Origin of the sequence: Streptococcus criceti HS-6 (assembly GCF_000187975.2) — a bacterium.
Lineage (GTDB): Bacteria > Bacillota > Bacilli > Lactobacillales > Streptococcaceae > Streptococcus > Streptococcus criceti.
On record NZ_AEUV02000002.1, the window covers coordinates 2,134,425 to 2,159,469 of the forward strand.

Sequence of the window (25,045 nt, forward strand, 5' to 3'; positions counted from 1 at the left end):
ATTGAGCAGCATGGTTAGATTACCTGTCTGGCTCGCAGCAACCGCCAGATTTCTGAACAGGTCAATTCTAAACAATTCTCAATTTTATTTTTCCGTCTTAAACTGTCTTATTTAGACTTTTTAGAACTTGAAGCTGTGCTGCCGTCTAAACCATAGTTTGAAAGCAGTGAGCTGTAGGTCTTATCTTCAATTGTGACGTTGTATTCTTTGAGCAATTTAGCGATAACGTTATTGGTAAACTTAGAATCGCCAATCTTTTTGTTGACGTAAATTTCTGTCAAACGTTTTTTATAAGATTTCCAATCAGGATTCTTTTCATTTTTAGCGGTTACTTTGACAACATAGTAACTCTTAGAACCATCGTTACCTTCGGATTCAATGACATCTGATACAGCATTATTGTCCAACTTGAAGGCTGCCTTTTGGACATCTTCTGGTGGAAGGTTTTGGGCTGCATTGGTGTCGGAAGATGTTCCAGAATCGAAGGAGACATTTTCCTGACCACTATTATCTTTAGCGATTTGGCTGAAATCAGCTCCGTCCGCTGCAGCTTGATCATGCAGGCTTGAAGCCTTATCCTTATCATCTGTCTTGATGTAGCTGACAGTAATTTCTGGATTATAATCCTTATAAAGTTCTTGCAATTTCTTGTCGTTCAAATCCTTCTTAGCAGCATCCCTAAAGGCATATTCCTGCAAAGCTTGAACGCGAAGATTTTGTTTGAAGGTATCTGTTGTCAAGCCATTTTGTGACAAGAGGGTAGTCAACTGATTTCCGTATTGCTTAGCGTATTGTTGATACTTGTCATTAACCTTGTCGTCAGAGACCTTCTTACCGTACTTGTCTTCCAGCATTGTTGAGAAGATTTTTTGCAAGAGAGCACTCTTAGTTGCATCTGAACCCTTAGAACTTTCATAGAGATCAGCAACCGTGATAGTCTTGCCCTTCATCCGAACCAGAACAGTTTCTTGGGAAGGACGACTATTCATATAAAGATAGGTCCCTACACCACCGATAGCCATAGCTAAAACAAAGGTCAGGAGACTGCGGAAAACCTTGCTTCCAAAGATGGTCGCAAGAGAATTCCATAAACTGCCTTGGGTTTTCTTCTTTTTCTTTCTTTGGTCTTTTCTAGCACGTCGGTTTTTATTTTTTACTTCATCCTGAAATGCTTTTTTATTCGCCATATTCTACTCCTTCTTATTGGGAACTGGAACAAAAATCGGTAGTGCAGCACAATCGATTTTGTATCCTGCCCCAAACATTAACTCACCTATTATAACATACTTTCTTCCATCTTGCCTAGTCTGGAAGAGTGACATCTATAGCATTTTTGCGAATCAGCAATAGGCCATCACTAATCGGTAAGAGACTAGCTGTCAAATCCGGATTATTCAAAGTGGCATCCATAAGCCGTTGGAGACCGCGGTAGATGGTTCTTTGTCCTCGCTTAACCTCTGCAATCGGCTTGGCTAAATCGCCTCCCTGAAAAACATCGTCAATAACGACGACACCGCCGACTTCCAGTCGCTCCAGAACTTGGGGTAAAAAGACGATATACTTAGATTTGGCTGAATCCATAAAAACAAAATCGTATCTGTCCCTTAGTGTCGGTAGAATATCGAGGGCTTCTCCTTCTAACAACTTGATCTGTCGCCGACTATCGTACTTGGCTAGATTTTCCTTAGCCAAGCCCAGCATTTCTTCATTACGTTCCAATGTTGTAATTTTAGCCTCAGGTGCATATTGGGCCATAAGAAGAGCCGAGAAACCGATGGCTGTCCCAATTTCTAAAATAGATTTTGGGGCTAGAGTCTGCATAAGAAAACGAAAATAAGCCACTACCTCTGGTTGGATGATAGGGATATTTTCCTGCCGGGCAAAGTCTGCCAGTTCTCTTAAATGTCCTGCCTCTTTTTTCTGATGTGTCCGCATGTAACGAACAACCTCTTCTTTGACCACAGGACGGCGCATATTATGATTAGCATTTTTACTGTACGTTTGAACCATGGTCTTATGATAACAAAGGCAAGAGGGGTTTGTAAAGGCGAGTAAAAGGGAAATTCTAAGAAACTGTATTTACAAGTTTACATTCTTAGCGTCAGCTGGAAAAAGTCTGGGAAAAAAGTATTCCAGCCTTCTATTTTTATAGTAATAACAGTTTGCCGCAGTGGTTGGGAGAAAGACTTGTTGGCTCTGCCGACTTAGTCTTTCCCCTGCACAGTTCATTAGGTGCTTTAGCACCAATGAACCACTGCTGATTGGAGGTCCTTATCTTGGGGTGCACTCCTATTTTCAGGCACCCCCTTAAACAGTCCACTGGACTGTTTAACTACTCCGCAAGTGTTAGCGGCCATCCTAATCAACTGTGCGGAGGTGGGACAACGAAGTCAATTTATATAAAAAATCGACTTCTGTCCCACTCTCAAAACAGACAGTTGCTGACGTGGTAAAAAGACGATTGGCCCTATTTAAGTCAATCGTCGAGGGTATTTTCAAGACCCTAAGCTTGAAAATAAGCAATGGAACTCCGTTAGGAGGTCGCTTGCGTCCCTGCCATATAAGTCTAACTGTCAAAAAAATATGAATACAAGCTCTAACAACCGTGCTTTTCCTTATACTTTTACTGTTTGAAAAAGTCCTCAGCGCTTTCACATGCTATAATAAAGTAACGGTATGTTTAGAAAGGAAGAACTACTTATGAATAAAGGATTTGAAGCTTTCAAGAATACTCTGTCAACCGAGAGCCTCAAGGCTATCTACGATGAGACAAAAATTGAAGTAGCCAATGAAGAAACAGAAGGAACCGAGGCTTTTTCACTGGCCTTAGCCACGCAGTACGCCGTTAATCTGGTTGAAAAATACCAGAATTGGCTTAAGGACAAATAAGTAAATGGAAAACGAGCATCTTGTTAAAGGATTTGCTCGTTTTTTACTAATTTAGACTACTACCACTCTTTTAATATCTATCATCATCCTGCGTTTCAGGCGCATAGGTGTACTGTTTCAAAAATTCTTCCTTATTATCATTTTTCCTAAGGTTTAAGATGATTTTAGTATAGCATAATGTATTGCCTGCAATAAATGGTAGGCGGCGATACAAAATTTGTGAGAAGCAGCTATTTCTGTTGTGATCAACTTTAGTTTGGTAGCAACATGATTGCCGTGTCTTTAATTTACATTGTTAATCTCATAGTTTTTAGTTTTTTTGTAATGATTCCAATGAATGGGTTTATCCAGTAAATGCTTACTGGGCTGATTTCTTTTTGTTAAAATAAAGGCCTAAACCTAAACACATTTTCTACAAACTGACTAATGTCTATGACTCTACATAACCCAAAAGGCCTGAGAGCGCTTTTGAATTCAGAAATAGACGGAACAAAGTTCCGTTCGTTTGTAGGACAGGATGAACAAGGCCAACCGGCCCTTATCTTAATAGAGGAGTGAGGTAAATGGCACAAAAAGAACTAGGACATCATTTCTTAGCTAGACTTGGCAAGAAGCGGCTGCGCCCTGGCGGGATTACAGCCACTAATTGGCTAATTGAACAGGGGCAGTTCAGCAAGGACAAAGTGGTCTTAGAAGTTGCCTGCAATCAGGGAACAACTGCTATTGATTTGGCTCAGACTTATGGCTGCCATGTCAGAGGAGTCGATACCGATACTGGGGTTTTAAAAAAAGCCAAAGAAGCTATTGTTCAAGCTGGTCTTGGGGAATTCATCCAGGTCCAAGAAGCTAATGCTATGAAATTACCTTTTGATGATAACTCTTTTGACATTGTTATCAACGAGGCTATGCTGACCATGCTCCAAGGAAAAGCCAAGAAGCGGGCAATCACGGAATACAGACGCGTCCTAAAACCGGGAGGCCTATTGCTGACACATGATGTTGCCTATGAGGATCCCCAGTTGGAACAGACTTTAGAAAAGCTGAGAACCACCATTAATGCTAATGTCCAGCCCCTTCAAGTTGATGATTGGAAAAATCTTTATCAGGAAATGGGATTTAGACAGGTACATGCAACCTATGGCCAAATGTCCCTGATGTCTCTGTCAGGGATGATTAGAGACGAAGGCCTTGGGGGGACTTGCAAAATTTTCTACCGGGGTATGAAAAAGGAAAATCGTCAGCAATTTTGGAAGATGTATCGCTTTTTTAATCAAACAGGGAAAGATCTGCGTTATATTGCTGTAGCCAGTCAAAAATAAGGAGGAAATATCATGCGTTATATTGATAAATTAGAGCCCGCACATATTCTGAATTTAACCAAGGAAGTTCCTATTGCTGAAGAGCAAGTGCTCAGTAAAACTCTGGTTCAGCGCCAAGACTTAGGTATGACCCTCTTTTCTCTGGATAAGGGGCAGGAGATTGGCCGTCATTCTTCTCTAGGTGATGCTATGGTCAATGTCTTATCGGGAACTGCTAGGATTACCATTGCTGAAGAGGATTTCGAAGTCGCTGCAGGTCAAACGATTATTTTACCAGCCAATATTCCCCATGCCCTCTTTGCTAAAGAGGCCTTTCAAATGCTGCTAATTGTCGTTAAACCGGAGGCTGACCATGATTGAGTCATTTCCAAATTTGGTTCATTACCATGATCAGCAAATTGCCAGCCGCTCGCTCAGCCAGAAACTAGGATTGGAGCAAACTGTCACGCTCTATGCTTTTGATCAAGGGGAGAGCATCAGTCCAGAGGTCAGCACAGACGATAAACTCTTACAAGTAATAGAGGGCAGGCTGCTGCTGTCTTTAGATAACCAAAAAATCAAGCTAGAAGCCAATAGTTTGGTCGCCATCCATAAAGGACAGATGATAGCCTTAGAGGCCGCCAGGCCGAGCAAGCTGTTACAGATTGATTTGTGATACGCTTCAAATTCAAACAGTAGAACTTGATTCCTGAACAGGCTTATAAGCTGGGGAAAAAATCAGGACAGCCAGCCACTTAGGCGCCGCCTTCCCTGTATTTCTTGTTTCGTTCTTGACAGTTTGCTAGCTTATCTTATATAAAAAACGCAGTACCACGGTATCTGCGTTTTTTATTGATTCGTTATCAAGACCTTGCGTGGCTTGGTACCTTCGGCTGGACCGATAACACCTGCTTCTTCTAATTCTTCCATCAGGCGGGTGGCACGGTTAAAGCCGACCGAGAGCCGCCGTTGGAGCATTGAGGCTGAGGCTTTTTGCGTTTCCAAAACCAGAGCTCTGGCTTCAGCAAAGAGGGGATCTCCTTCGGAAGCACCGCTGCCTGAGCCAGAATCACCATCATTTTCGGAAACTTCACCGGGATCAAAGCTGTGATCATAATCCGCTTCAGCTTGGTCCTTGATAAAGTCAACAATCCGTTCCACATCATCGTCAGAGATAAACGAACCTTGCAGACGAATAGGGTGATTTTCATCAATCGGCTTAAAGAGCATATCTCCCCGGCCAAGCAGTTTTTCTGCCCCATTTTCATCGAGAATAGTTCGGCTGTCGGTACCCGACGAAACCGCGAAAGCAATCCGTGATGGAACATTGGCCTTGATGAGACCGCTGATAACATCAACGGATGGCCGCTGGGTCGCTAAAATCATGTGAATACCAGCTGCACGCGCCTTTTGTCCCAGACGGATAATGGCATCTTCAACTTCCTTACTGGCTACCATCATCAAATCGGCCAACTCATCCACAATAACGACAATGAGGGGCAGGGGAATCTTCTTCTCCTCAGACTGGGCATTGAAGGATTCAACCTTAGCATTGTAACCTGCAATATTGCGGACACCGACATGGCTAAAGAGCTCATAGCGGTTTTCCATTTCATCAACAACTTTTTGCAGAGCCTTGGCTGCCTTGCGAGGGTTGGTCACAACAGGAATTAGGAGGTGGGGGATATCATTGTAGACAGAGAGCTCGACCATCTTAGGGTCAATCATCATGAATTTGACCTGTTCCGGCCGAGCCTTCATCAGGATGCTGGCAATGATACCGTTGACTGCAACCGACTTACCAGAACCGGTTGAACCAGCTACCAGAAGGTGGGGCATCCGGGCCAAGTCAAAGCTACGCGCCGTTCCATTGACAGCCTTGCCAAGCGGAACCTCCAAAAGTTTGCTAGGATTAGTCTTGGCCTGCTCCCAAAGTTCACGGAAGGTAACCGTCGCAATTTCCGAGTTAGGGACTTCGATACCCACTAGAGATTTTCCAGGAATAGGCGCTTCAATCCGCACGTCTTTGGCTGCCAGAGCAAGTGCCAGATCGTCCGCCAGATTGGAAATGCGGTTAACCCGAACCCCAACAGCTGGCTTGATTTCATATTTGGTGACGGATGGTCCGATTTCTGCCCGTTCAACACTAGCCTTAATACCAAAGCTGGCGAAGGTTTCTTCCAAAATCTTGATATTTTGGCGAACAATCTTTTTCTCTTTGGTTTGGTTCTTAGGCTTGTCAGGAGCGAAGAGATCAATGGTTGGCAACTTATAAAGCAGATGCTGTTTAGGAGTGAAATCAACCTGAACAGGTTCATCATCTTCTTCTTGATCTTGGGTTTGATCTAGATTGGAGCTGGCTGCTTGATCTGATGCGGAAGCTGGATTTTCAGCTTCTTCCTCATCAGGATAGTGGAAGTGATAATTCTTGAAGTCCTGCTGAGAATAGCTGTCCTGAACTTCTTCATCATATCCTCCCAGAATTTCCGGCTCAGTTTTCGGAGCGGATTGGACTTGGTCTGATGATAGGATTTCGCCTGTTTCAGGATCAATTAGGCCAGCAAAGTCATCATCCTTTTCCGGCTGACTTGCTTCTTGCTCCTTAGCTGCCTGAGCTTTAGCTTGGACCTTGGCCTGGCGCTTCTGCTCGCGACGCGATTCCATTTGAAGGCTGGTTTGGTCGATCTTATCACTGAGACTGCTGCCGGTCTTTTTAAAGAAACGCATAACGTCATACACATCCCAGGAGCTCATCAGATAAAGACCGAGGACGATAAAGAGTCCGCCGATTAGATAAGAACCGATGTTAGAAAAAAGAAAGACAACTGGCTTGTAAAGGACAGCCCCAACCATGCCACCGCCTAGGAAATGGGTGACATCCACATTTTTGAGGTCTGCCGTTGCCAAACGAAAAGTCCCTTCAAAGATATCACGTTTCTTCATCACATCCATAGAGAAGAAATAAGCATGGAAGATCAGCATGAGGCCGGCCATAGCAGATATGTAGCCTGACATAAAGCCTGCATGCTTTTGCAGCCATTTCCCTGCAAAGAGGTAAAAGAGCACGCCAAAAATAGCTGGATAGGCCAGACTTCCAACGGCTAGACGAATGAGGTTGTAAGCCGTGATACCAAAAACTCCCAAACGAATAATTGCAAAAAAAAGAATAAAGGCTGTCAAAAAGGCAACTACCATTTTGCGAACAGCTTTTTTATGCTCTCTTTCCTTCTTGGTCGGGCGGCTGTTTTTCCTACCCTGTCTCTTATTTTTTTTAGCTGATTTTGTTGATTTTGCTTTTGCCATAATACCACTATTATAGCATGTTTTATGAGATTTGATGAGGAGAGATAACTACAAAAAGGCCGGAAGAAAATCCAGGCCCTTTTGTTTATGAAGGTTGAGTTGATCGGCACAGACATATCTGCGCCCAGTTATTCTTAGAATGAGCAGTCTGTTATTGGAAAATCTTGGCTTAAATTCTAAGCTGCCATGTTCTAATGCAGTTGGGCAGTGCTAAGCGGCATGCAATGATAGGTGTCATTCAAACTGCTATTATTTATTACGTAAATAATAATATATCGCCATAACAATCAAATAGAGCAGTAAAGAACCCGAAACACAAAATCTAATCTTTTTTGATTTAATACTTTTAAGTCCTCGATCAGCTAAAAAAAAAACATAACAATAATAACTATTGCATTAATGATATCAATTGGTGTTTTCATTTTAGTCCTTACTTTTGATAAATTATATAGCTATTCTCACATATTAGGTACATCTAACATTTAAAGGAGACCACCTTTATTGACGTTCGCTCCAAGATAGCCACCTGATACTACACCAGCAATCGTTCCCATAATAAAGCATTCCATATTGTTATCCTATTTTTATATATTAATCTCACTTGAATTTAGGCGAAAAACGTTGTATAGATTGATAAAACAATTAATATAATAAAGGAAATCCAGGCTAAAATTTGTTTAGTCCTTCCCTTTTCCATTGGCCTGATTACAAAATAACTGAAAATCCCCAGCATCAATAATAATATAAATGGGATTAAATACTTGAGTGAAATCATTTCTATTGTACCTCTATCCAATTTATTACAACCAAGATGGCGTACCAGGTATATGAATTGAATTTCCAAGTTCAGATTCAATACCTCCGCCAATAGCACCTCCAATACCTGCACCCCAAGCAAGTCCAGCAACTGTACCTCCTCCGGGTTCAGCAACTGTGCCAAGTGCTCCGTCAATCATACCACCAATTGATTCTCCAAGTACAGAACCAGCTCCTCCAAAGACCCAACCTAATACTTTTCCTCCACCTTCGGTCTCAGAAAGAACTTCCATATTCGCCAACGTGTATTCCTCAAATGCCATTGTGTCTAAAGTACTGTGTTCATAAAAAGTTTTCCTTTTTAAAAAATTATGTGGCTATTTTAACGCTTAAAGTTTACTTATGCAAGGAAATTTGAAATATTTAACATCAAAGGTAATCTTTTGAAAAAGAAGAATAAAAATTCTGGTTATTGTTATCGAATTTTTTAGAAATACAAGAATGAGAAACTAAAGATAGGAAAACTATATTTGGAAAAGTTTCACCCCCAGGTTGGTACAAAAAAAGAGACAGTGGATATTCAAAGATAATCAAAAACAGACACGGCGACAAGATGCAAGCAGTACTTTTGTACAGCTAGTTAAAGTCAACGATGTATCACCTGAATTCTCAACGGATATATGACGTTTGAATACCTCCAATATTACTACCATTGACCCCCTCCAAAATAAAAGCAGCTCAAGAAGGAGATGGCTGCTGGTTGAATGAGGCTGGGAAAAAAGTATTCCAGCCTTCTATTTTTTGCAGTAATAGCAGTTTGACACAGTGGTTGGGAGAAAGACTTGTTGGCTCTGCCAAGAAGTCTTTCCCCTTCACAGTTCATTAGGTGCTTTAGCACCAATGAACCACTGTTGATTGGAGGTCCTGATCTGGGACGCTGTCTTATTTTCAGGCGCCCCCTTAAACAGTCCACTGGACTGTTTAACTACCCCGCAAGTGTTAGCGGCCGTACTAATCAACTGTGCGGGGGTGAGAATACGAACCAAAATTTTCAATTTTGGGTTCTTTTCTACTCCCTTCTGTCCCACTCTCATTCAAGTTGTATTGAGGAGAGCATTTTAAGGCTAAGTTTAAGACCTTACAAAATCATGATTCATCCCTATCGCAACGGGCAGGAATCGTTTGGATAGTACTGAAATAATTTACGGACTTTGCGGACTCATCATTTGCAAGGTATCAGAAATTGTATTCACAAGTTTAAATTCTTAGCATCAGCTGTAAAAAGCGACCATAAGGTCGCTCAAAACAGACAGTTGCCGCCGTGGTAAAAAGACGATTGACCCTATTTAAATCAATCGTCGAGGGTTTTTTCAAGACCCTAGGCTTGAAAATGAGCAATGGAACTCCGTTAGGAGGTCGCTTGCGTCCCTACCACATAAGACTAATTGTCAAAAAATGTGAATACAAGTTCTTAGTTTCCAAATCAATCTATTTTTCAAACTGGCTGGCTGCTTGGATAAAGTCTTTTACTGTTTTGGTTTGGCCAGCATGAAGGTCGCGGACGATTTTTGAGCCAACAATGACACCGTCGGATACTTGATTGAAACGGGCAACATCTTCCTGACTGGAAACACCAAACCCTGTCAGCACTGGAATATCGGCCATGGCTGATAGACGCTTTAGATGCTGGTCTAAATCTTGACGGTAACTTCCTGATTTTCCAGTTACCCCATTGATGGCAACTGCATAGATAAAGCCCTGAGCATCTTTGATAAGCTCTTTCTGGCGTTTGAGACCGGTCGTTAGGCTGACAAGGGGAACGAGGCTAATATCACTATCGACCAGATAGGGTTCGACAAAATTAGCGTGCTCATGTGGCAGGTCGGGAATAATCAGCCCCTTGACAGAAGTTTCAGCCAAGTCTGCTACTAATTTTTCCACACCATATTGGTAGACCGGATTAAAGTAGGTCATTAAGACCAACGGTATTTGAAGACTTTGCTCCTGCAATTTGGCAACAATGCCGTCAAGTGTGGTACCGTGTGCTAAGCTGCGCAAACCTGCTTCTTCAATGACTGGACCGTCTGCGACAGGGTCTGAGAAAGGGACACCGACCTCAATGGCAGAAGCTCCTGCTTTTTCTAAGAGGCTTAAGGTCTCGAAGAGACCGTCCAATCCCTTATCGTGGTCACCGGCCATGATATAGGGAAGGATGAGACCTTTTCGAGCATTTTTTATAGCTTGCAGGTGGTTGGTTAATGTCTTTGTCATAATCTACTTCCCTTCTTTCTCAGCTTCCAAGCGCTCTTTAACCTGTGAGACATCCTTGTCTCCACGCCCTGATAAACAGATGATTAAAGATTGATCCGGCCGCATGGTTTTCGCGACTTTTTGCGCCAGAGCGATGGCATGGCTGGATTCCAGAGCAGGAATAATTCCCTCAAGACGGGAAAGCAATGTGAAACCTTCCAAGGCTTCCTGATCCGTAATGGAATCATAGCTGGCACGGCCGATTTCATTGAAGTAGCAATGCTCAGGTCCAACACCTGGATAGTCCAGTCCTGCTGAAATAGAGAAGGCTTCCATTATCTGCCCATGCCTATCCTGTAAGACATTCATCAAAGCGCCGTGCAGCACGCCCGGACGTCCCTTAGCAAAAGTTGCCGCATGCTTATCGGTGTCTAGACCTAAACCGGATGCTTCTGCACCGTAGAGGGCAACTGACTCATCATCAACAAAAGGATAGAACATCCCGATGGCATTGGATCCACCGCCAATACAGGCCATAACAGCATCTGGCAGCTTACCGCCAGAAAGCTGGGAAAACTGACGTTTAGATTCCCGACCGATGACGGATTGGAAATCACGTACAATTTCAGGGAAAGGAGCTGGGCCTAAGGCTGACCCCATGATATAGTGGGTATCGTCAATATTGGCTACCCAAGCGCGCAGGGCTGCGTTGACCGCATCTTTAAGGACACGAGAGCCATCTGTAACTGCCTCAACTCTGGCTCCCAGCAGTTCCATGCGGAAAACATTGAGGGCCTGACGTTTGACATCTTCTTCTCCCATGTAAATGGTACATTCCATATCAAAGAGGGCTGCCGCCGTTGCTGTAGCTACTCCATGCTGACCGGCACCGGTTTCTGCAATTACTTTTTTCTTCCCCATACGCCGGGCCAACAGCACCTGACCGAGGGCGTTATTAATCTTGTGGGCACCGGTATGATTGAGGTCTTCGCGCTTGAGGTAAATCTTGGCTCCGCCAATATGCTTGGTCAGGCGTTTGGCATAGTAGAGCGGGGTCTCACGGCCAACATAATTTTTGAGCAATTGATCCAATTCCGCTTGAAAATCTGGATCATCCTTAGCCTGACGGTAGGCTTGATCCAATTCCAGAACGGCTGTCATCAGTGTTTCGGGGACAAATTGACCGCCGAAACTGCCGTAAAATCCTTTAGCATCTGGTTGATTATAGGTCATTGTTTCACACTTTCTATAAATTCTTTAATCTTGCGAAGATCCTTCCTGCCCTCGGTTTCAACTCCTGATGAAACATCGAGGGCGTAAGGATGGAAGGCTGCGATAGCCGCTTGAGCGTTGCCGCTGTTAAGACCGCCAGCAATGAAAAAGGGCTGCTTAACTTGGCTAGTATCTAATTTTTGCCAATCAAAGGTTTTCCCAGAGCCAGCCAGAGGAGCGTCGAAAAGCAGGTAAGCGGCCGAACTCCTGACTGAGTCCGCTGAATTGCTGACCTGCAAGGCACGGATAACCGGTACTGAAACCTGACGGATCAGGGAATCTGGAAAGTCCCCATGAATCTGGACCAGATCGAGAGGGACAGCTGCAATGGCAGCCTGCAGTTCCTCTAGACTGGGAGAGACAAAGACACCCACCGTCTTAACCCTTTCGGGGACAGCTGCTGCTAAATTATGAGCCTGAGTCAGAGTCACCTGACGCTTGCTGGGAGCAAAAACAAAGCCGATATAATCCGCACCGCTGGTGACGGCCCTTGCTACTGCTTCTGGGTCGGATAGGCCGCAAATTTTAACCCTTGTCAATTTTTAGCTCCTTTATCTTGTCTGCAACATTGTCAGCTGTCATCAGGGCTGTTCCTACTAAGATAGCATTAAAGTAAGGAGCAACTGTCTGCGCATCTTCTTCGGTGCTAATGGCTGATTCAGAAATGTAAACAGGTCCTTCCTTAAAATGGGTGGATAGCTGCAAACTCGTGTTGATATCCGTGTTAAAAGTGACTAGATTGCGATTGTTGATTCCAATAATCTTTGCACCAATACGGTGAGCAGCCTCAAGTTCTGGTAAATTATGCGTTTCCACTAAAACTTCCAAACCTAGGCCCGTCGCAAAATCATACAGTTCCTTTAAACGTCCCTCTGACAGGGCTGCTACAATCAATAGAATCACCGTTGCTCCAGCATTTCGGCTGCGGATAATCTGCTTTTCATCAATGATAAAATCCTTAGCCAGAGTCGGAATAGCCACTTGGCTAGAAATTTGTCGCAAATAATCTAGATGTCCCTTGAAATAAATCTCATCTGTCAGTACAGAAATCATAGCAGCGCCATTTTGTTCGTAGGTCTTAGCTTGAGCCACAATATCAACACCCATATTGATATCACCGAGGCTGGGACTGGCTTTTTTGACTTCGGCAATGATTTGCAATTTGTCTTGGTGACCCTTGAGAAAATCATAGAAACGATAGGCCTGACGTAAGGGGTGCAGTTCTTCCATGGTAAGCTGGGCAACTTCCTTGGCTTTTTGCTTTAGGATGGTGGGGAGAAATTCTTGACTCATACTTGTACCTCTTGTAACTGGTGAAGCTTGGCTAGAGCCAAACCGTCAGCTAGAAGCTGACGGGCTAGGGTTACGCCGGCTTTGATACTGTCAGCTTTACCATTGGCATAGAAGCCCAAGCCTGCATTTAGGACGGTCGTCTCTAGATAAGGACTCGGTTCATTGTTTAGGACGCTGAGCAAGATTTGAGCATTGTCTTTAGCATCACCGCCTGTGATATCGGCCAATTCAACCTTATCCATATCCAAATCTTTATAGGTAAATGTGTGCTGGCTGATTTTACCGTCTTCTAATAAAGTATAGGTATTGGTACCATAGAGGGCAGCCTCATCCATATTGTCAGGTCCTGTAATGACTAGAGCACGTTTGCGGCCCAGCTGCTGCAGTGACTGAGCAACTATGTCCTGCAATTCTACACGATAGAGCCCCATAAGCTGAGTTTCTAAATCCAGCGGATTAGCCAGAGGCCCTACCAAATTCATAATAGTTGGAATCCCCAGTGCCTGTCTGGCTGGACCAATGTAACGCATGGCTGGATGCATGGTTTGCGCAAAGATAAAGGCTAAGCCTGCCTCATCCAAAGCCTTAGACAGAGTTTCAGGTTCTGCTGCAATGTTAATCCCTAATTCTTCCAGAACATCGGCTGAACCTGATTTAGATGAGACCGAACGATTCCCTGCCTTGGCCATGCGGACACCGCCAGCTGCTAAGATAAAGCAGGCTGTTGTCGAAATATTGAAACTGTAGGATTGGTCACCGCCAGTTCCGCAGTTGCACATGGCATCCTCAAAAGTCTGAGGAAGCTGGGCTGCTCGATTTTTTAGAGCCTTGACCACCCCTGTAATCTCCTCTGGTGTTTCACCCTTAATTTTCAAGCCTAACAAGAAAGCGGCGATTTGTGCTTCTGACACTTGACCCTGCAAGATATTTTCAAAAAGTTCCTGAACTTCTTCTTGATTTAGGTCTTGTCTCTGACTTAATTTCATAAAAATCTCTTTCATCTGTTGTTCTCCTCTTACATTTTATACGTCTACTGTTTGCTTCTTACTCTTTGGCTGAAAGCTTGACAAAGTTTTCAATCATTTTCAAGCCATCCGGTGAGCCGATACTTTCCGGATGGTATTGAAGACCGTAAATGGGCAGTTCCTTATGCTGCATAGCCATGATTTCATGATCATCGCTAGTGATGGCCGTCACTTCAAAATCCTGAGGCAGGTCTTCAACGACTATTGAGTGATAGCGCATAATAGGTACGCCGTCTGCAATACCTTCAAAAAGAGGAGAAGGTGCTTGCAGTTCCAGAGGCGATTGCTTCCCATGTCTCACATTTTTAGCCAGCCCCAGTTTACCGCCAAAACTCTCAGCAATAGCCTGATGTCCCAGACAGATACCCAGTATCGGCTTTTGTCCAGCAAAGTCCTTGATCAGACTTTCCATTTTCCCAGCATCAGCTGGCCAACCTGGACCTGGTGAAAAAACTAGGGCATCAGCTGTTTGCGCCTCTTGGTACACGTTTTCAGCATCATTGCGCAGCACTTTAACCTCTGCGAAAGTCCCAAGATACTGAGCTAAGTTATAGGTAAAAGAATCATAATTATCAATCAGTAAAATCATTGGGCATCTCCTATTTTTGTCATAGCCTTGGCCTTATTGATTGTTTCGTAAAATTCATTCTCAGGCTGACTGTCGTAAACAATACCAGCGCCAGCCTGAACGTAGGCCTTGTTATTTTTGAGAATCATTGTCCGAATAGCAATGGCAAAATCCATATCGCCTGTCGCAGATAGGTAACCGATGGCACCGGCATAGATTCCCCTTTTTTCTTTTTCCAGCTGATAGATACGCGTCATAGCACGAATTTTAGGAGCACCTGATACGGTTCCTGCTGGCAGGGTTGATTTCAGAGCATCAATAGCTGTCAGTTGAGACAACAGAGTTCCTTTGACAACACTGGTCAGGTGCATCACATAGCGAAAATATTCCACTTCCATATACTGGGTCAGCTTAACACTATCAATCTCAGCAATCTTACCGATATCATTGCGGCCTAGATCGACCAGCATACGGTGTTCGGCCGTTTCTTTGACATCACTGGCTAAATCTTTTGCTAAGGCCTGATCTTCTGCTTCATCCTTACCTCTGGGACGAGTGCCGGCAATCGGATTGGTCACGACCTGACCGTCTTTAACGGAGACTAAACTCTCAGGACTGGCTCCGATAATCTGATAATCTCCGAAATCATAGAAATAGAGATAATTTGACGGACTGGTCACGCGCAAATTTCGGTAATAATCGAGCGGATCCCCTTGAAAATCACTGGAAAAGCGCTGGCTGATCACACATTGGAACATATCTCCCTGACGAATAAGCGTTTTAGCCTTGGTGACCATAGCTTCAAATGTTTCCTTTTCTAGATGGTTCTTAAAATCCAGTCGGTGCAGCTCTTGCGGGCTGAATTCATTCGGAGCCTGAGTCTGCAAATCCTGAATGACCTGTCCCAATGCCTGACGGCTAGCATCATTATCACGGCCGCTGTAAATATTATCCTCTACCACATAGACCTTTTCCTTCTTGTGATCAAAGACCAAATAAGACTCATAAATAAAGAAGTGCATATCCGGTGTCCCGATAGTGTCTTGGGGAATCTGACCAATATTTTCATAAAGACTCATCATATCATAGCCAACAAAACCGATGGCGCCGCCGCCAAAAGGAAGGGCAGATTGATTCGATTTAAGTGTTACGGCGCTGAGATAATCAAGCGGATCATCATCAACTACTATTCCGTTTTTCAATAAGCGGCTTTCTTCAAAACGCAGTTCAAAAACGGGATTATAGGCCACAATTGAAAAGCGGGCATTTTCCTTTTCGCGAGGAATAGATTCCAAGATAACCTTATGCTGACCTCTAATGCGCATATAGGCTAAAATCGGAGTAAGAGTGTCTGCCGGTAAAATTTTTTGCATAATGGTTCCTTTCTGTCCATGTTATCAGCGGCTGGGTAAAAACTCTCCAGTATTTCTGCTTTGAAATAAACTTTTGACGCAGTGTTTGGGAGTAAGAGGGTGGACAAAAGTCCCGTCTCTAATTAACTCCTTTAGATAGAGCACTTTGACGCAGTGGTGTGGTTGGGAGTCCTTACCTTGGGGCGCAGTCCCATTTTCAGGCGCCCCCTTAAACAGTCCACTGGACTGTACCACGCAAGAGATAGGTCAAACAGTCTCTCAGACTGTTTGAGAAAACTCAGATACCTGTTCGGAGGTGGGATTGAAATGCTCTAGTGGAGGATTTCAACCTGAGACTTACAATGGGAGAGTGAGGAAAATCGAAATCGCCATTTCATAACGATGTACCGATTGTTGTCCCATTCACTTATCCCTGCACAATTCATTAGGTGCTTTAGCACCAATGAACCACTGCTGGCTGGTTTTCCCTTTGACGCAAGGCCAAAGCAGAAAACCTAAACGAATGTGATGACTATCGTTCATCTTATTTCCACCCCCGTTCCAAACGATTTAACTGGTATGAGGATGTTTTGCCTTATTGACTTCAGTCTCTAATAGGATAAAAGCTTCTATCATTGACCGCCATACAGCTTCCGCAACAGCTGGTGATAGGTTTGCCTCTGCGGCCTGACTGCGGCGTTCACGGATTATCTGGGCTACACGATGAGGGGCAGCCACAGCGGCAGTATCTTGGCTGGGTTTTAAACGTCCCGCTGTTTCTACTAATTTTTGCCGCTCGGCCAACAATTTAATCATTTCCTGATCTAAACTATCTATTTTCTGACGAACGTCAGCTAGTGTCTGGGGCATAGCATTCCTCCTTTACAGCCATTATCTGATGTTCAAAGTTTTAGAAGTCCTTTCTTATACTCTTTGAAAATCAAAACTATACATCGTTGACTTCAGCTTGCCGTACACTAGTACTGCCTGCACTTCGCTGCCTTGTCTATTTTTGATTTTCTTTGGGGATTTACTTACGGAATCGGCTTTCTGAAAAATGGTTGGCTTCAAATTCTTGAGATAAACGTCAAAAACCCTCGCACAGAAAAATCTGTGCGAGGGCGTTTAGTACAAAGTCAAAACACGGTACCACCTCGATTGATAGGATTTGTCAATATTTCCCATCATCTCATACTTGTCCAACAACAAGCTGCACGATAAGGAGTGCCTAACCGGGAGACTATTGTTTATCTCCGCTTTTATAGCCATCAGCCCATTTCCCAAAAGAGCTGCTATTGCCTCACAGTAACCGGCAACTTCCTGAAAACCTCTCTTAAAGTACTTCTTCTGATTGGTTTATATTATAAATCAGTCCTCCGAAAATGGCAAGCGTTTTCTGTAAAAAATTTCGGATCTTTCTTTAATTATTTCAGTTGTACTAGCCTTTTGTCCTAGAGCTAGCCTTGCTTACCAAGGCAAATCAAGCCAGCCGTTCATTTTTGACAAACCATAGCCACCATACGTTTCACAGACTGCTGACACGATATTTTCACCTACCATCAATGAAAGAATTAATAATTTAGGCCTTCTTCACAGTTGACCACTAAAGCTAGACAGCATGAAGAGTGAGGGACAACTCATCCAGTATTCCTGTCTTGGAATAAACTCTTAGTGTAGTTGTTGGGATCAAGACTTGTTGGCTAAGCCAACAAGTCTTGATCCTGCACAGTTCATTAGAGAGTGGGACAGAAGTCAATTTTTATATATAAATTGGCTTTGTCGTTTCATCTCCGCACAGTTGATTAGGATGGTCGCTAACAATTGCGGAGTAGTTAAACAGTCCAGTGGACTGTTTAAGGGGATGCCTGAAAATGGGGCTGCACCCCAAGATAAGGACTCCCAACCACTGCGCCAAACTGTTATTACTGCAAAAATAGAAGGCTAGAATACTTTTTCCTAGCCTTAATGAACCACTGCTGGCTGGTTTTCCTTTTGCCATAAGGCCAAAGCAGAAAACCTAAACGAATGTGATGACCGTCATTCATCTTATTTCCAACCTTAAAAGGTCCCTCAGAGCTTTTAAGCTGTGCGAGGGGGGGTAAAAAGGTATGGAAACCTTTTTAATCGGGAAATAAAGCTTGCAAAGCAAGTGTCAAAAACGGTCTGGGAAGGGATCGTTTCAGGTCACCACCTTAAAACCAGGATATGATGAGAACCAAAATTTTCAATTTTTTGGTTCTTTCCCACTCTCTTTCCCATCTTTCTTTGCAGCCTTAGACCATTGGTACCAGCCGACTAAGCTGTTAATGAGATAGATAAAGTATTTTCCCTGTATTTGTAAACTTTCTCCCCACCAAAGATAGATAGAGAAAATATTGGTAGCCGCCCAGAAGAGCCACTGTTCACGATAGACAGCTGTCATCAGGAGCTGGCCTACCCCATTAGTCGCATCGGTGACACTGTCTCTGAAAGGCCGCCTAGCTCCGATAGACTGATAGATGAGACCGAAACTCAGCCACCAAAGGGCGGTTATCAGAAGATATTTGAGCCAGTTGGCAAAGCTTAATTTACGAGCCACGAACGTCTGCTCCTGCTTTTTAAACTGGGATTGGTAAATCCAGACAAAAAGACCAATTGGCTGCATAATCGTAAAGTACAGGGTTGTCAGTACCTCACCATAAAATCCTTCTTGCAAGGCTAATATTAGATAAATGACGGAATTAATCAGACCAAATAAATAGTTGCTGGCCCGGCCCTCTGATACAAAAATGACGCAGATAATGCCGGTCAGACTGCAGGTCATACCTACCCAGTCTCTCACCTGATGGTGGTAATAGAGCTCCAGCCAGAGCGGAAAGCTACCGAGGATAAGCAAGTAAAGCCATTGAACGAGGCTACGGTTGGCAAACAGATCATCCCAAAAGATCTTGAGGCTATCGGCTAGGGAGCGCTCTTTTAATCCTTGGATGATCAGTTGCAGCCCCTGTGACATTTCTTGCCAAGTTGAACGGATACCTTTAATTTTTCTTTCAATAAAATGCATAGTTACTCCTTTTGTTTTTAGAGAGCCGTGTCCATTGACTTGCGGATGCAACGCTCTATTGACTAAGTGAAGGCTGGGGCAGACAGTTATGATGGCGAAATCCTCCTAGCTGTCTGTTCACTCGTCCAACTTTCAATAATCGTAAGATGTCTATTATTGGAAGCTATTATAGTCTCCAAATAAGTGAATGTCAATCGTTCCTTACGCATAAAAAAGCTTCAGACCTTGCAGGAACTGAAGTTTTGCTGGTTTAGACAAATAACACTGCTTTTTAAAACGGCTTTAATTTTTTCCTACACCCAGCCCTTGTCCTTGGCAATGCGGACGGCATCGGTACGATTGCTGGCCGATAATTTATTAAAAATACTGGTCATATAATTTCTGATGGTCCCATTCGATAAAAACAGTTTTTCAGAAATATCTTGATTGGACAGGCCTTTAGCTGCCAATTCTAGGACTTCCTGCTCACGCTGACTGAGAGGATTTGACGTAAAGGCCACCTCTTCAACCAGTTCTGGTGAATATTCCTTTTGGCCTGCTAAAACCGTATAAATAGTCTTCATGAGTTCCGAAGCTGAACGGTCCTTTAAAACATAAGCGTCTACATGAGCTGCTAAAGCGCGTTTGAAATAGCCTGCGCGCTTGAAGGTGGTCACGATAATCACTTTGATGTCCGCATTAGCGCGAATCCATTCCAACACATCAAGTCCCGTTTTCTTTGGCATTTCAACATCTAAAATAGCGACATCAACAGCTTGTTTTTGCAGCAGAGCTATCGCTTCGTCTCCATCTGCAGCCTGATAAATTTCCTCCACGCCATCTTCCATGAGCAAGAGCTGGCAAAGCGCATCCCGCAGCATAGCCTGATCTTCTGCAACTAATAATTTCATAGCCCATCTCCTTCTTCTAAGGTCACACGAATAAGCGTTGGATTTTGGCTGGATAAAATCACAACGTCCCCCTTAACCAGCTGCAGGCGCTCTTTGATGGAATGTAACTCCTCACCGGTCAGCTGGGCAAAGCCGCAGCCATTATCACTGACATCAATCGTTAGCTCATCAGTTCTGTAGAGCTTGATGTGACACTGATTAGCTCCAGCATGCTTGATAATGTTGGTGGTTAATTCTCGTAAAATCATGGTCATGCTGGACTGGATAACTGGTGATAAAGTATCTAAGTTCAACTGATTATCCACTGTCAGGCCAATGTCTGACAGAGTAAACACCTCAGTGATATTATCTAATTCTTCTGCCACTGTACGGTATTTGAGATTATTAATGAGCTCACGGACATTCTTCATCGACTCTTGGCTAATCTGGTTAAGCTCCCGTAATTCCTTATTAACAGCAGCTAAGTTTTTCTTTTCTAACTGCTTAAGGGCCAACTCCGTTTTCAGGGTCATCATGGCAAAGGTATGTCCCAGCGTATCATGCAAATCACGGCCAATGCGGTTGCGTTCATTTTCGGCGGACAGGAGGTTAATTTCCTTATTCTTCTGATAAATTTCCTCCTTAACCTTACTTTCCAAATAATTCTGCCGCTGAAAATAATGCATGGCAATGATAAAGGTGGTAATCAGCACCGTCATTACTTTTTCTAGGACTGTTGGGGCAAAGAATAATACCCACAGCATAACAGCTGAAAGAGCAAGAACATAAGACACCATACGGTAACTTCGTATGTCATCTCCAAATCGCCAAACCAAAAGATTCTCTAAATAGAAGAAAAACCATATCATATTGGGCTCAATCGCAAAAGTCATCCCAAGAATATAGCCGAGCAGATAGAACCACAGGAGAGCGATCAACTTTTTATACTGGTCGCGAAGATGGATAAGCAGGATATAACAAATTCCAAAAAGTATTGATGGAACTAAAGTCCAGCTAGGATAGCCAAACCACAGCACTCCTCCCCAGGGAAAGATCATGAAGACCAGCCCTACATAGTAGAGCGAATCCGTCTTTTGAAATCGTCGAAACATCAATATCAATGCACCTCAAGTTTTTTTCCGACTGCCAGAGCAATCACTAAAACTATGATAGCATATCCCAAAAGAATGACCAGAGACCGAATGGAAAAATCATCTTTGAAATAAGAAATTAAGAGATTATTGAGATGATAGGTCGGAGTCACCTTGGCTAGTTTCTGCATGAAATCTGGGAAAGTCTGCACTGGCATCCAGAGACCGCCTAAGACAGCCAACCCCATATAGAAAATATTGGCAATCAGAGAAAGGGTCTGCGACGACTTGATATGAGCAAAAAGGGCGCCGAAAGGCATAAAGCAGATAGCTCCAGCAAACAAAACCACTGCACTAGTTAGCCAATCTATCGCAGGCATATCGACCCCTTTGACAAAGTGTCCTACGGCAAAAACAGCCACAATAGCTAAAACAAAGTGAATAAGAACAGCTAAAATTTTACTAAAATAGTATTGCCACATGGGGATGGGACTGTGCTGAATACTTCTGAGACGATTGCCATTTCTGTCTTCCTGAAAAGCGAAGGGTAAGGAATAAAAGGCGAAACTAAGACTGGAAAAGGCTGTCATCTGTATCATATATTGACGTACCCAATAAGCTACCTGTGCCTTGGGCATATTGTCGTCACTGGCCCAAATACTGGTAAAGAGTAGGAAGAAAGCAATCGGCATACCAATTCCCATTATTAGGTTAGACAGGGAACGTTTATTGATGAGATATTCCTGATGCAGGATTGCTTTAAACGTGTTCATAATCATCCTCCTTTGCCATATCAAAAATAGTATCTAAAAGGGTACGGTTAGTCATTTCAATGTCCTCAATAGGACACTTAGCCTCTGTAAGCAAATCCCAAATATACTGGGGGCGCTTACTGCTAAAGGAAATGGTATCCGTCTTCACTTCCAAATCAGCAATATCCTGTCCTTCAACAGCAAATAGGTAGTCAACAGGTAGGGTAAAGACTTTTTCTCTTTCTTCTGAGCGCATCAGATAAGGTGTCGTGTCCCGCAGTAATTTTCCTTGGTGTAAGACCAAAATTCTGTCCGCCGTGTGTTCAACCTCTTCAATATAATGGCTGGAATAAATGATGGTCTTGCCTGTCATTTTCAAATCTGCAACAATCTCCCAAAAACGCTTGCGTGTGTTCGTGTCCATGCCAGCCGTCGGCTCATCTAAGAAGATGATGTCGGGCTGACCGACCAAGACTTGCACAAAAGCCAGAAGGCGTCTTTGACCGCCGGATAATTTTTCAGCAAACTGATTTCTCTGCTGGTCAGAAAATTGCAGCAAGTCATCAATTGCTTTGTCAGACAGAGGATTGGAGTAAATAGCTTTTTGAAAATCAAGAAGCTCAGAAACCCTCATCTTTTCTTCTGTCAAATTCTCCTGAAAAAGAATTCCCACCTTTCTTTTAAGCTGCGAAGACTGGGCATTCTGTCCCAGTACCGTAACGCTACCTTCTGTTGGAGCATAGTCCCCCAGCAGGCAGTTAAACAAGGTGGTCTTCCCCGAACCATTGGGACCAATCAGAGCTAAGCAGTCACCCTCCTTAACATCAAAAGAAATGCCCTCAAGAACCTTTTTGGATTTAAATTGTTTGGATAAGTTTGAAACGTTTATAACAGTAGTTGCCATCACTATACTCCTTTTACTAAGATACGGCAGAGGCTTGTTATCTAAGTGCTCTGCACTTGATACCAAACGAGGCTGGACAAAAACTTTCCAACATTCCTGTTTTGGAATAAGCTCTTGACGCAGTGGTTGGGAGTAAGACTTGTTGGCTACGCCAACTTAGTCTTACCCCTGCACAGTTCATTAGGTGCTTTAGCACCAATGAACCACTGCTGGCTGGCTTTCCTTTTGCCACAAGGCCAAAGCGGAAGACCTAGCCAACTGTGCGGGGGTGGGAAGACGAACCAAAATTTTCAATTTTTGGGTTCTTTCCCACTCCCTACCTCTCCCACTAACTTCGTTTGGTTAGCAAAATCTACTAACCAAACGTCGTGTCACAAAGGGCGTCCACAGATACAGTCAAAATAGGGATTGCACCGAAGAGTCAAGAGAAAACTCTAGGAGAAATCATCCCTTTGACACCATCCGCAGCCTATGTTCATTTTTGATATAATGCCGAACCCCCAAAAGGCAAAGCAAAAATAGGAAATTAGCAGAAAATCCTGACTTTCTAGACGGTTTATCTTTTTTACACAGCCTTTAGAGCAAGTTTATTTAGGCGGTGTGTTTTCTAATGATTTCTAAATATCTAGATATTCGGTGACTTCACCATGTTTAACTTTTTCCGCCAGTCTGTGAATGATATCTTTTCCCAAATATTTTGTTAAAGATTCCAAATCATTTGCCACTTCAAAAAGTGTATTTTCATTAATGTCACTTGGATCAAAGTTTGCGTTTTCCCTATCCTTATTCCAGTAATACCAGTTAGGATCTGTTCGTTCATAATAAACATAGTGTTGCTTTTTTGTCAGGTAAACTCTTTTTGAGATTTGTTTTTGTTCATCCTCAGTTTTGACAGTGTGGGAGTAAATTTTAATCCCTTGAAAGATTTTATAGCTGCGGATACCATCTTCTAAAAGTCTAAGTTTAATTTCCTCATAGGTCATTTTAGTCCCTCCTTTGTAACTGTTAAGGTAGGAGAAGGCTGCCCTTTCTTCCTAATCAGCCAATTCTTCGATAAGAGATTTAGCAATACTGATTAGAACAATCGCTGAAATTAACATGCCTATGAACTCTCCAAAATACGAAAAGACAGTTTCAATCTCCAACTGTTCAAAAACAGTTGGAAAGACACTTAAGGCTACGCAAACTACTCCAATAAAGGTATAAATGATATCAGATACTTTGATTTTTATAATATTTTCTCGCTTTACTTTCTTTCTGGTTTAAGTTTACCGAAAAAGAGCAAAACTTTTCAGCATCTAATGTCATGACATGATATGACAAAAGTCATGGAAGGGGGCAAATGAAAATGATCTAATTTACAAAATTGTCTAGTTATGGAAAAAGAAGTATAAAAAAGAGCGTTGTCGTTGCAACACCCCAATATAAAGTCGCTAAATACTAGTCATATCAATAGTTTTCTAAAGCCATTATGCTGCCTAAAGCAATCATAATTTAATTTTGCCCTTTAATTTTCATTATAGCCGTACTCTATTGATTGCAAAGCTTTTTTCCACCACTTCTCGCGACTAAGGATATAATCATCGTCAACTTTACCATTAAAATTCTCTAATAGACTGTATTGAAAATACTCTTTTATATAGTCTATTCCCTTTTTATTCACTAAATCTTTCAGTTCCTTATTTCCACCATGACCATTATTAACGTATGATTGCCAGCGACTGAGTAGCATCTTATCTTTACTAGTTGCTGAACCTACATACAATTTCCCCGTCTTTTTGTCAGTAATTAGATAAACAGCTTTCTGATTTTGCAAAGCTGTCATCCAATCTTTTTTTTCCAATCGAAAAATCGATTCTAATTGGATATACGAGAGACAAATCTCATCATAACCTTTAAACTCTTCTCCTCTCCAAGGCTCAGACAAAAGCTCGGAAATAACAATATCATCATAACAACTGCTATATTTTCTCACCCTCATTCGTCCAGGTTTATATTGAATTATTAGACGGTCAAAATAAGGAAGGAACCTGTCAACAACTTCACCTTCATAACCTTTTTCACCATACTTATTCAAATCTTTAGTCACTTTTTTAACCATCGTAATAAGATATTTATCATAATCAATTTTTACAGCATTGATAACAATTTCGCCAACCTTAAAGTGTTTTTTATCACTGTTCCAAAAGATATTCCAATTATTAACTCCTTCCTTGTTTGATAGATAGTATTCTTTTGTATAATTTACACTACTATTCCAAACATGAAAGTAAATCTTTACATGGGGAATTTCTTCCGTAGTAAATCCAAACAAATCATTTAATTTTAGGTCTTTCATTTTAAGCTATCTCCCTATTTTTATTAGTGATTTTTAAATAAT

Annotated in this window: 23 protein-coding genes; 4 read left to right on the forward strand and 19 right to left on the reverse strand. The window is 42.7% G+C overall.

The annotated features are described in order from the left end of the window. Nucleotides 1-107: 107 nt before the first annotated feature. Both STRCR_RS09930 and STRCR_RS09935 read right to left on the reverse strand, forming a co-directional pair. Nucleotides 108-1,187, reverse strand: coding sequence for a peptidylprolyl isomerase (locus STRCR_RS09930; protein ID WP_004229911.1), 1,080 nt, complete (start codon nt 1,185-1,187; stop codon nt 108-110). 115 nt (nt 1,188-1,302) lie between these two features. Further along, complete coding sequence (locus STRCR_RS09935; protein ID WP_004225250.1) at nt 1,303-2,010, reverse strand: O-methyltransferase; 708 nt, start codon at nt 2,008-2,010, stop codon at nt 1,303-1,305. Nucleotides 2,011-2,700: 690 nt separating this feature from the next. Between STRCR_RS09935 and STRCR_RS09940 the strand changes: the two genes are divergently transcribed. The 4 genes from STRCR_RS09940 to STRCR_RS09955 all read left to right on the forward strand — a co-directional run bounded on the left by STRCR_RS09940 (nt 2,701) and on the right by STRCR_RS09955 (nt 4,863). Beyond that, nucleotides 2,701-2,889 carry a hypothetical protein gene (locus STRCR_RS09940; protein WP_004227106.1) on the forward strand — a complete coding sequence of 63 codons (189 nt, stop codon included), beginning with the start codon at nt 2,701-2,703 and terminating at the stop codon, nt 2,887-2,889. A 563-nt stretch (nt 2,890-3,452) separates the two neighbouring features. Next, complete coding sequence (locus STRCR_RS09945) at nt 3,453-4,208, forward strand: class I SAM-dependent methyltransferase (RefSeq protein ID WP_004228540.1); 756 nt, start codon at nt 3,453-3,455, stop codon at nt 4,206-4,208. A 12-nt stretch (nt 4,209-4,220) separates the two neighbouring features. Further along, entirely contained in the window at nt 4,221-4,568 is a 348-nt protein-coding gene (locus tag STRCR_RS09950; RefSeq protein ID WP_004229902.1) for a cupin domain-containing protein, read from the forward strand. Continuing rightward, entirely contained in the window at nt 4,561-4,863 is a 303-nt protein-coding gene (locus tag STRCR_RS09955; protein WP_004225467.1) for a cupin domain-containing protein, read from the forward strand. The genes STRCR_RS09950 and STRCR_RS09955 overlap by 8 nt, the downstream gene beginning before the upstream one ends. A 173-nt stretch (nt 4,864-5,036) precedes the next feature. Here STRCR_RS09955 and STRCR_RS09960 read toward each other — a convergent pair whose 3' ends face one another. The 17 genes from STRCR_RS09960 to STRCR_RS10050 all read right to left on the reverse strand — a co-directional run bounded on the left by STRCR_RS09960 (nt 5,037) and on the right by STRCR_RS10050 (nt 25,003). After that, nucleotides 5,037-7,490 carry an FtsK/SpoIIIE family DNA translocase gene (locus tag STRCR_RS09960; RefSeq protein ID WP_004226919.1) on the reverse strand — a complete coding sequence of 818 codons (2,454 nt, stop codon included), beginning with the start codon at nt 7,488-7,490 and terminating at the stop codon, nt 5,037-5,039. Nucleotides 7,491-8,290: 800 nt separating this feature from the next. Then, entirely contained in the window at nt 8,291-8,569 is a 279-nt protein-coding gene (locus STRCR_RS09965; RefSeq protein WP_040804647.1) for a hypothetical protein, read from the reverse strand. Between the two features lie 1,165 nt (nt 8,570-9,734). Next, entirely contained in the window at nt 9,735-10,517 is a 783-nt protein-coding gene (trpA, locus tag STRCR_RS09975; protein ID WP_004229882.1) for a tryptophan synthase subunit alpha, read from the reverse strand. A gap of 3 nt (nt 10,518-10,520) precedes the next feature. Further along, nucleotides 10,521-11,729 (reverse strand): tryptophan synthase subunit beta, encoded by a 1,209-nt coding sequence (gene trpB, locus STRCR_RS09980; protein WP_004225333.1) that lies wholly within the window; start codon nt 11,727-11,729, stop codon nt 10,521-10,523. Continuing rightward, on the reverse strand, nt 11,726-12,307 hold the full coding sequence (locus STRCR_RS09985; protein WP_004229900.1) for a phosphoribosylanthranilate isomerase: 582 nt from the start codon (nt 12,305-12,307) through the stop codon (nt 11,726-11,728). Before STRCR_RS09985 ends, trpB begins: the two co-directional genes overlap by 4 nt. Next, a complete protein-coding gene (gene trpC, locus STRCR_RS09990) occupies nt 12,294-13,061 on the reverse strand; it encodes an indole-3-glycerol phosphate synthase TrpC (protein ID WP_004227624.1) in 768 nt (255 codons plus the stop codon). The genes STRCR_RS09985 and trpC overlap by 14 nt, the downstream gene beginning before the upstream one ends. Beyond that, nucleotides 13,058-14,062: an anthranilate phosphoribosyltransferase gene (gene trpD / locus STRCR_RS09995; protein ID WP_004226884.1), complete on the reverse strand. Its 1,005-nt coding sequence runs from the start codon at nt 14,060-14,062 to the stop codon at nt 13,058-13,060. Before trpD ends, trpC begins: the two co-directional genes overlap by 4 nt. A gap of 43 nt (nt 14,063-14,105) precedes the next feature. Further along, a complete protein-coding gene (locus STRCR_RS10000) occupies nt 14,106-14,675 on the reverse strand; it encodes an aminodeoxychorismate/anthranilate synthase component II (protein WP_004226843.1) in 570 nt (189 codons plus the stop codon). Next, nucleotides 14,672-16,027 (reverse strand): anthranilate synthase component I, encoded by a 1,356-nt coding sequence (gene trpE / locus STRCR_RS10005; RefSeq protein ID WP_004225408.1) that lies wholly within the window; start codon nt 16,025-16,027, stop codon nt 14,672-14,674. The genes STRCR_RS10000 and trpE overlap by 4 nt, the downstream gene beginning before the upstream one ends. Before the next feature lie 549 nt (nt 16,028-16,576). Next, entirely contained in the window at nt 16,577-16,876 is a 300-nt protein-coding gene (locus STRCR_RS10010; RefSeq protein ID WP_004227066.1) for a chorismate mutase, read from the reverse strand. A 1,354-nt stretch (nt 16,877-18,230) separates the two neighbouring features. Then, a complete protein-coding gene (gene pnuC / locus STRCR_RS10020; protein WP_004228471.1) occupies nt 18,231-19,049 on the reverse strand; it encodes a nicotinamide riboside transporter PnuC in 819 nt (272 codons plus the stop codon). Between the two features lie 293 nt (nt 19,050-19,342). Further along, nucleotides 19,343-19,939: a response regulator transcription factor gene (locus STRCR_RS10025; RefSeq protein ID WP_004225370.1), complete on the reverse strand. Its 597-nt coding sequence runs from the start codon at nt 19,937-19,939 to the stop codon at nt 19,343-19,345. Next, nucleotides 19,936-21,030: a sensor histidine kinase gene (locus STRCR_RS10030; protein ID WP_040804654.1), complete on the reverse strand. Its 1,095-nt coding sequence runs from the start codon at nt 21,028-21,030 to the stop codon at nt 19,936-19,938. The genes STRCR_RS10025 and STRCR_RS10030 overlap by 4 nt, the downstream gene beginning before the upstream one ends. A gap of 5 nt (nt 21,031-21,035) precedes the next feature. Further along, on the reverse strand, nt 21,036-21,782 hold the full coding sequence (locus STRCR_RS10035; protein ID WP_004228006.1) for an ABC transporter permease: 747 nt from the start codon (nt 21,780-21,782) through the stop codon (nt 21,036-21,038). Next, nucleotides 21,769-22,665 carry an ABC transporter ATP-binding protein gene (locus STRCR_RS10040; protein ID WP_004227162.1) on the reverse strand — a complete coding sequence of 299 codons (897 nt, stop codon included), beginning with the start codon at nt 22,663-22,665 and terminating at the stop codon, nt 21,769-21,771. Before STRCR_RS10040 ends, STRCR_RS10035 begins: the two co-directional genes overlap by 14 nt. Before the next feature lie 617 nt (nt 22,666-23,282). Next, on the reverse strand, nt 23,283-23,648 hold the full coding sequence (locus STRCR_RS10045) for an EXLDI protein (RefSeq protein ID WP_004225765.1): 366 nt from the start codon (nt 23,646-23,648) through the stop codon (nt 23,283-23,285). 524 nt (nt 23,649-24,172) lie between these two features. Continuing rightward, a complete protein-coding gene (locus STRCR_RS10050) occupies nt 24,173-25,003 on the reverse strand; it encodes a GIY-YIG nuclease family protein (RefSeq protein ID WP_004230065.1) in 831 nt (276 codons plus the stop codon). Between the last annotated feature and the right edge of the window lie 42 nt (nt 25,004-25,045).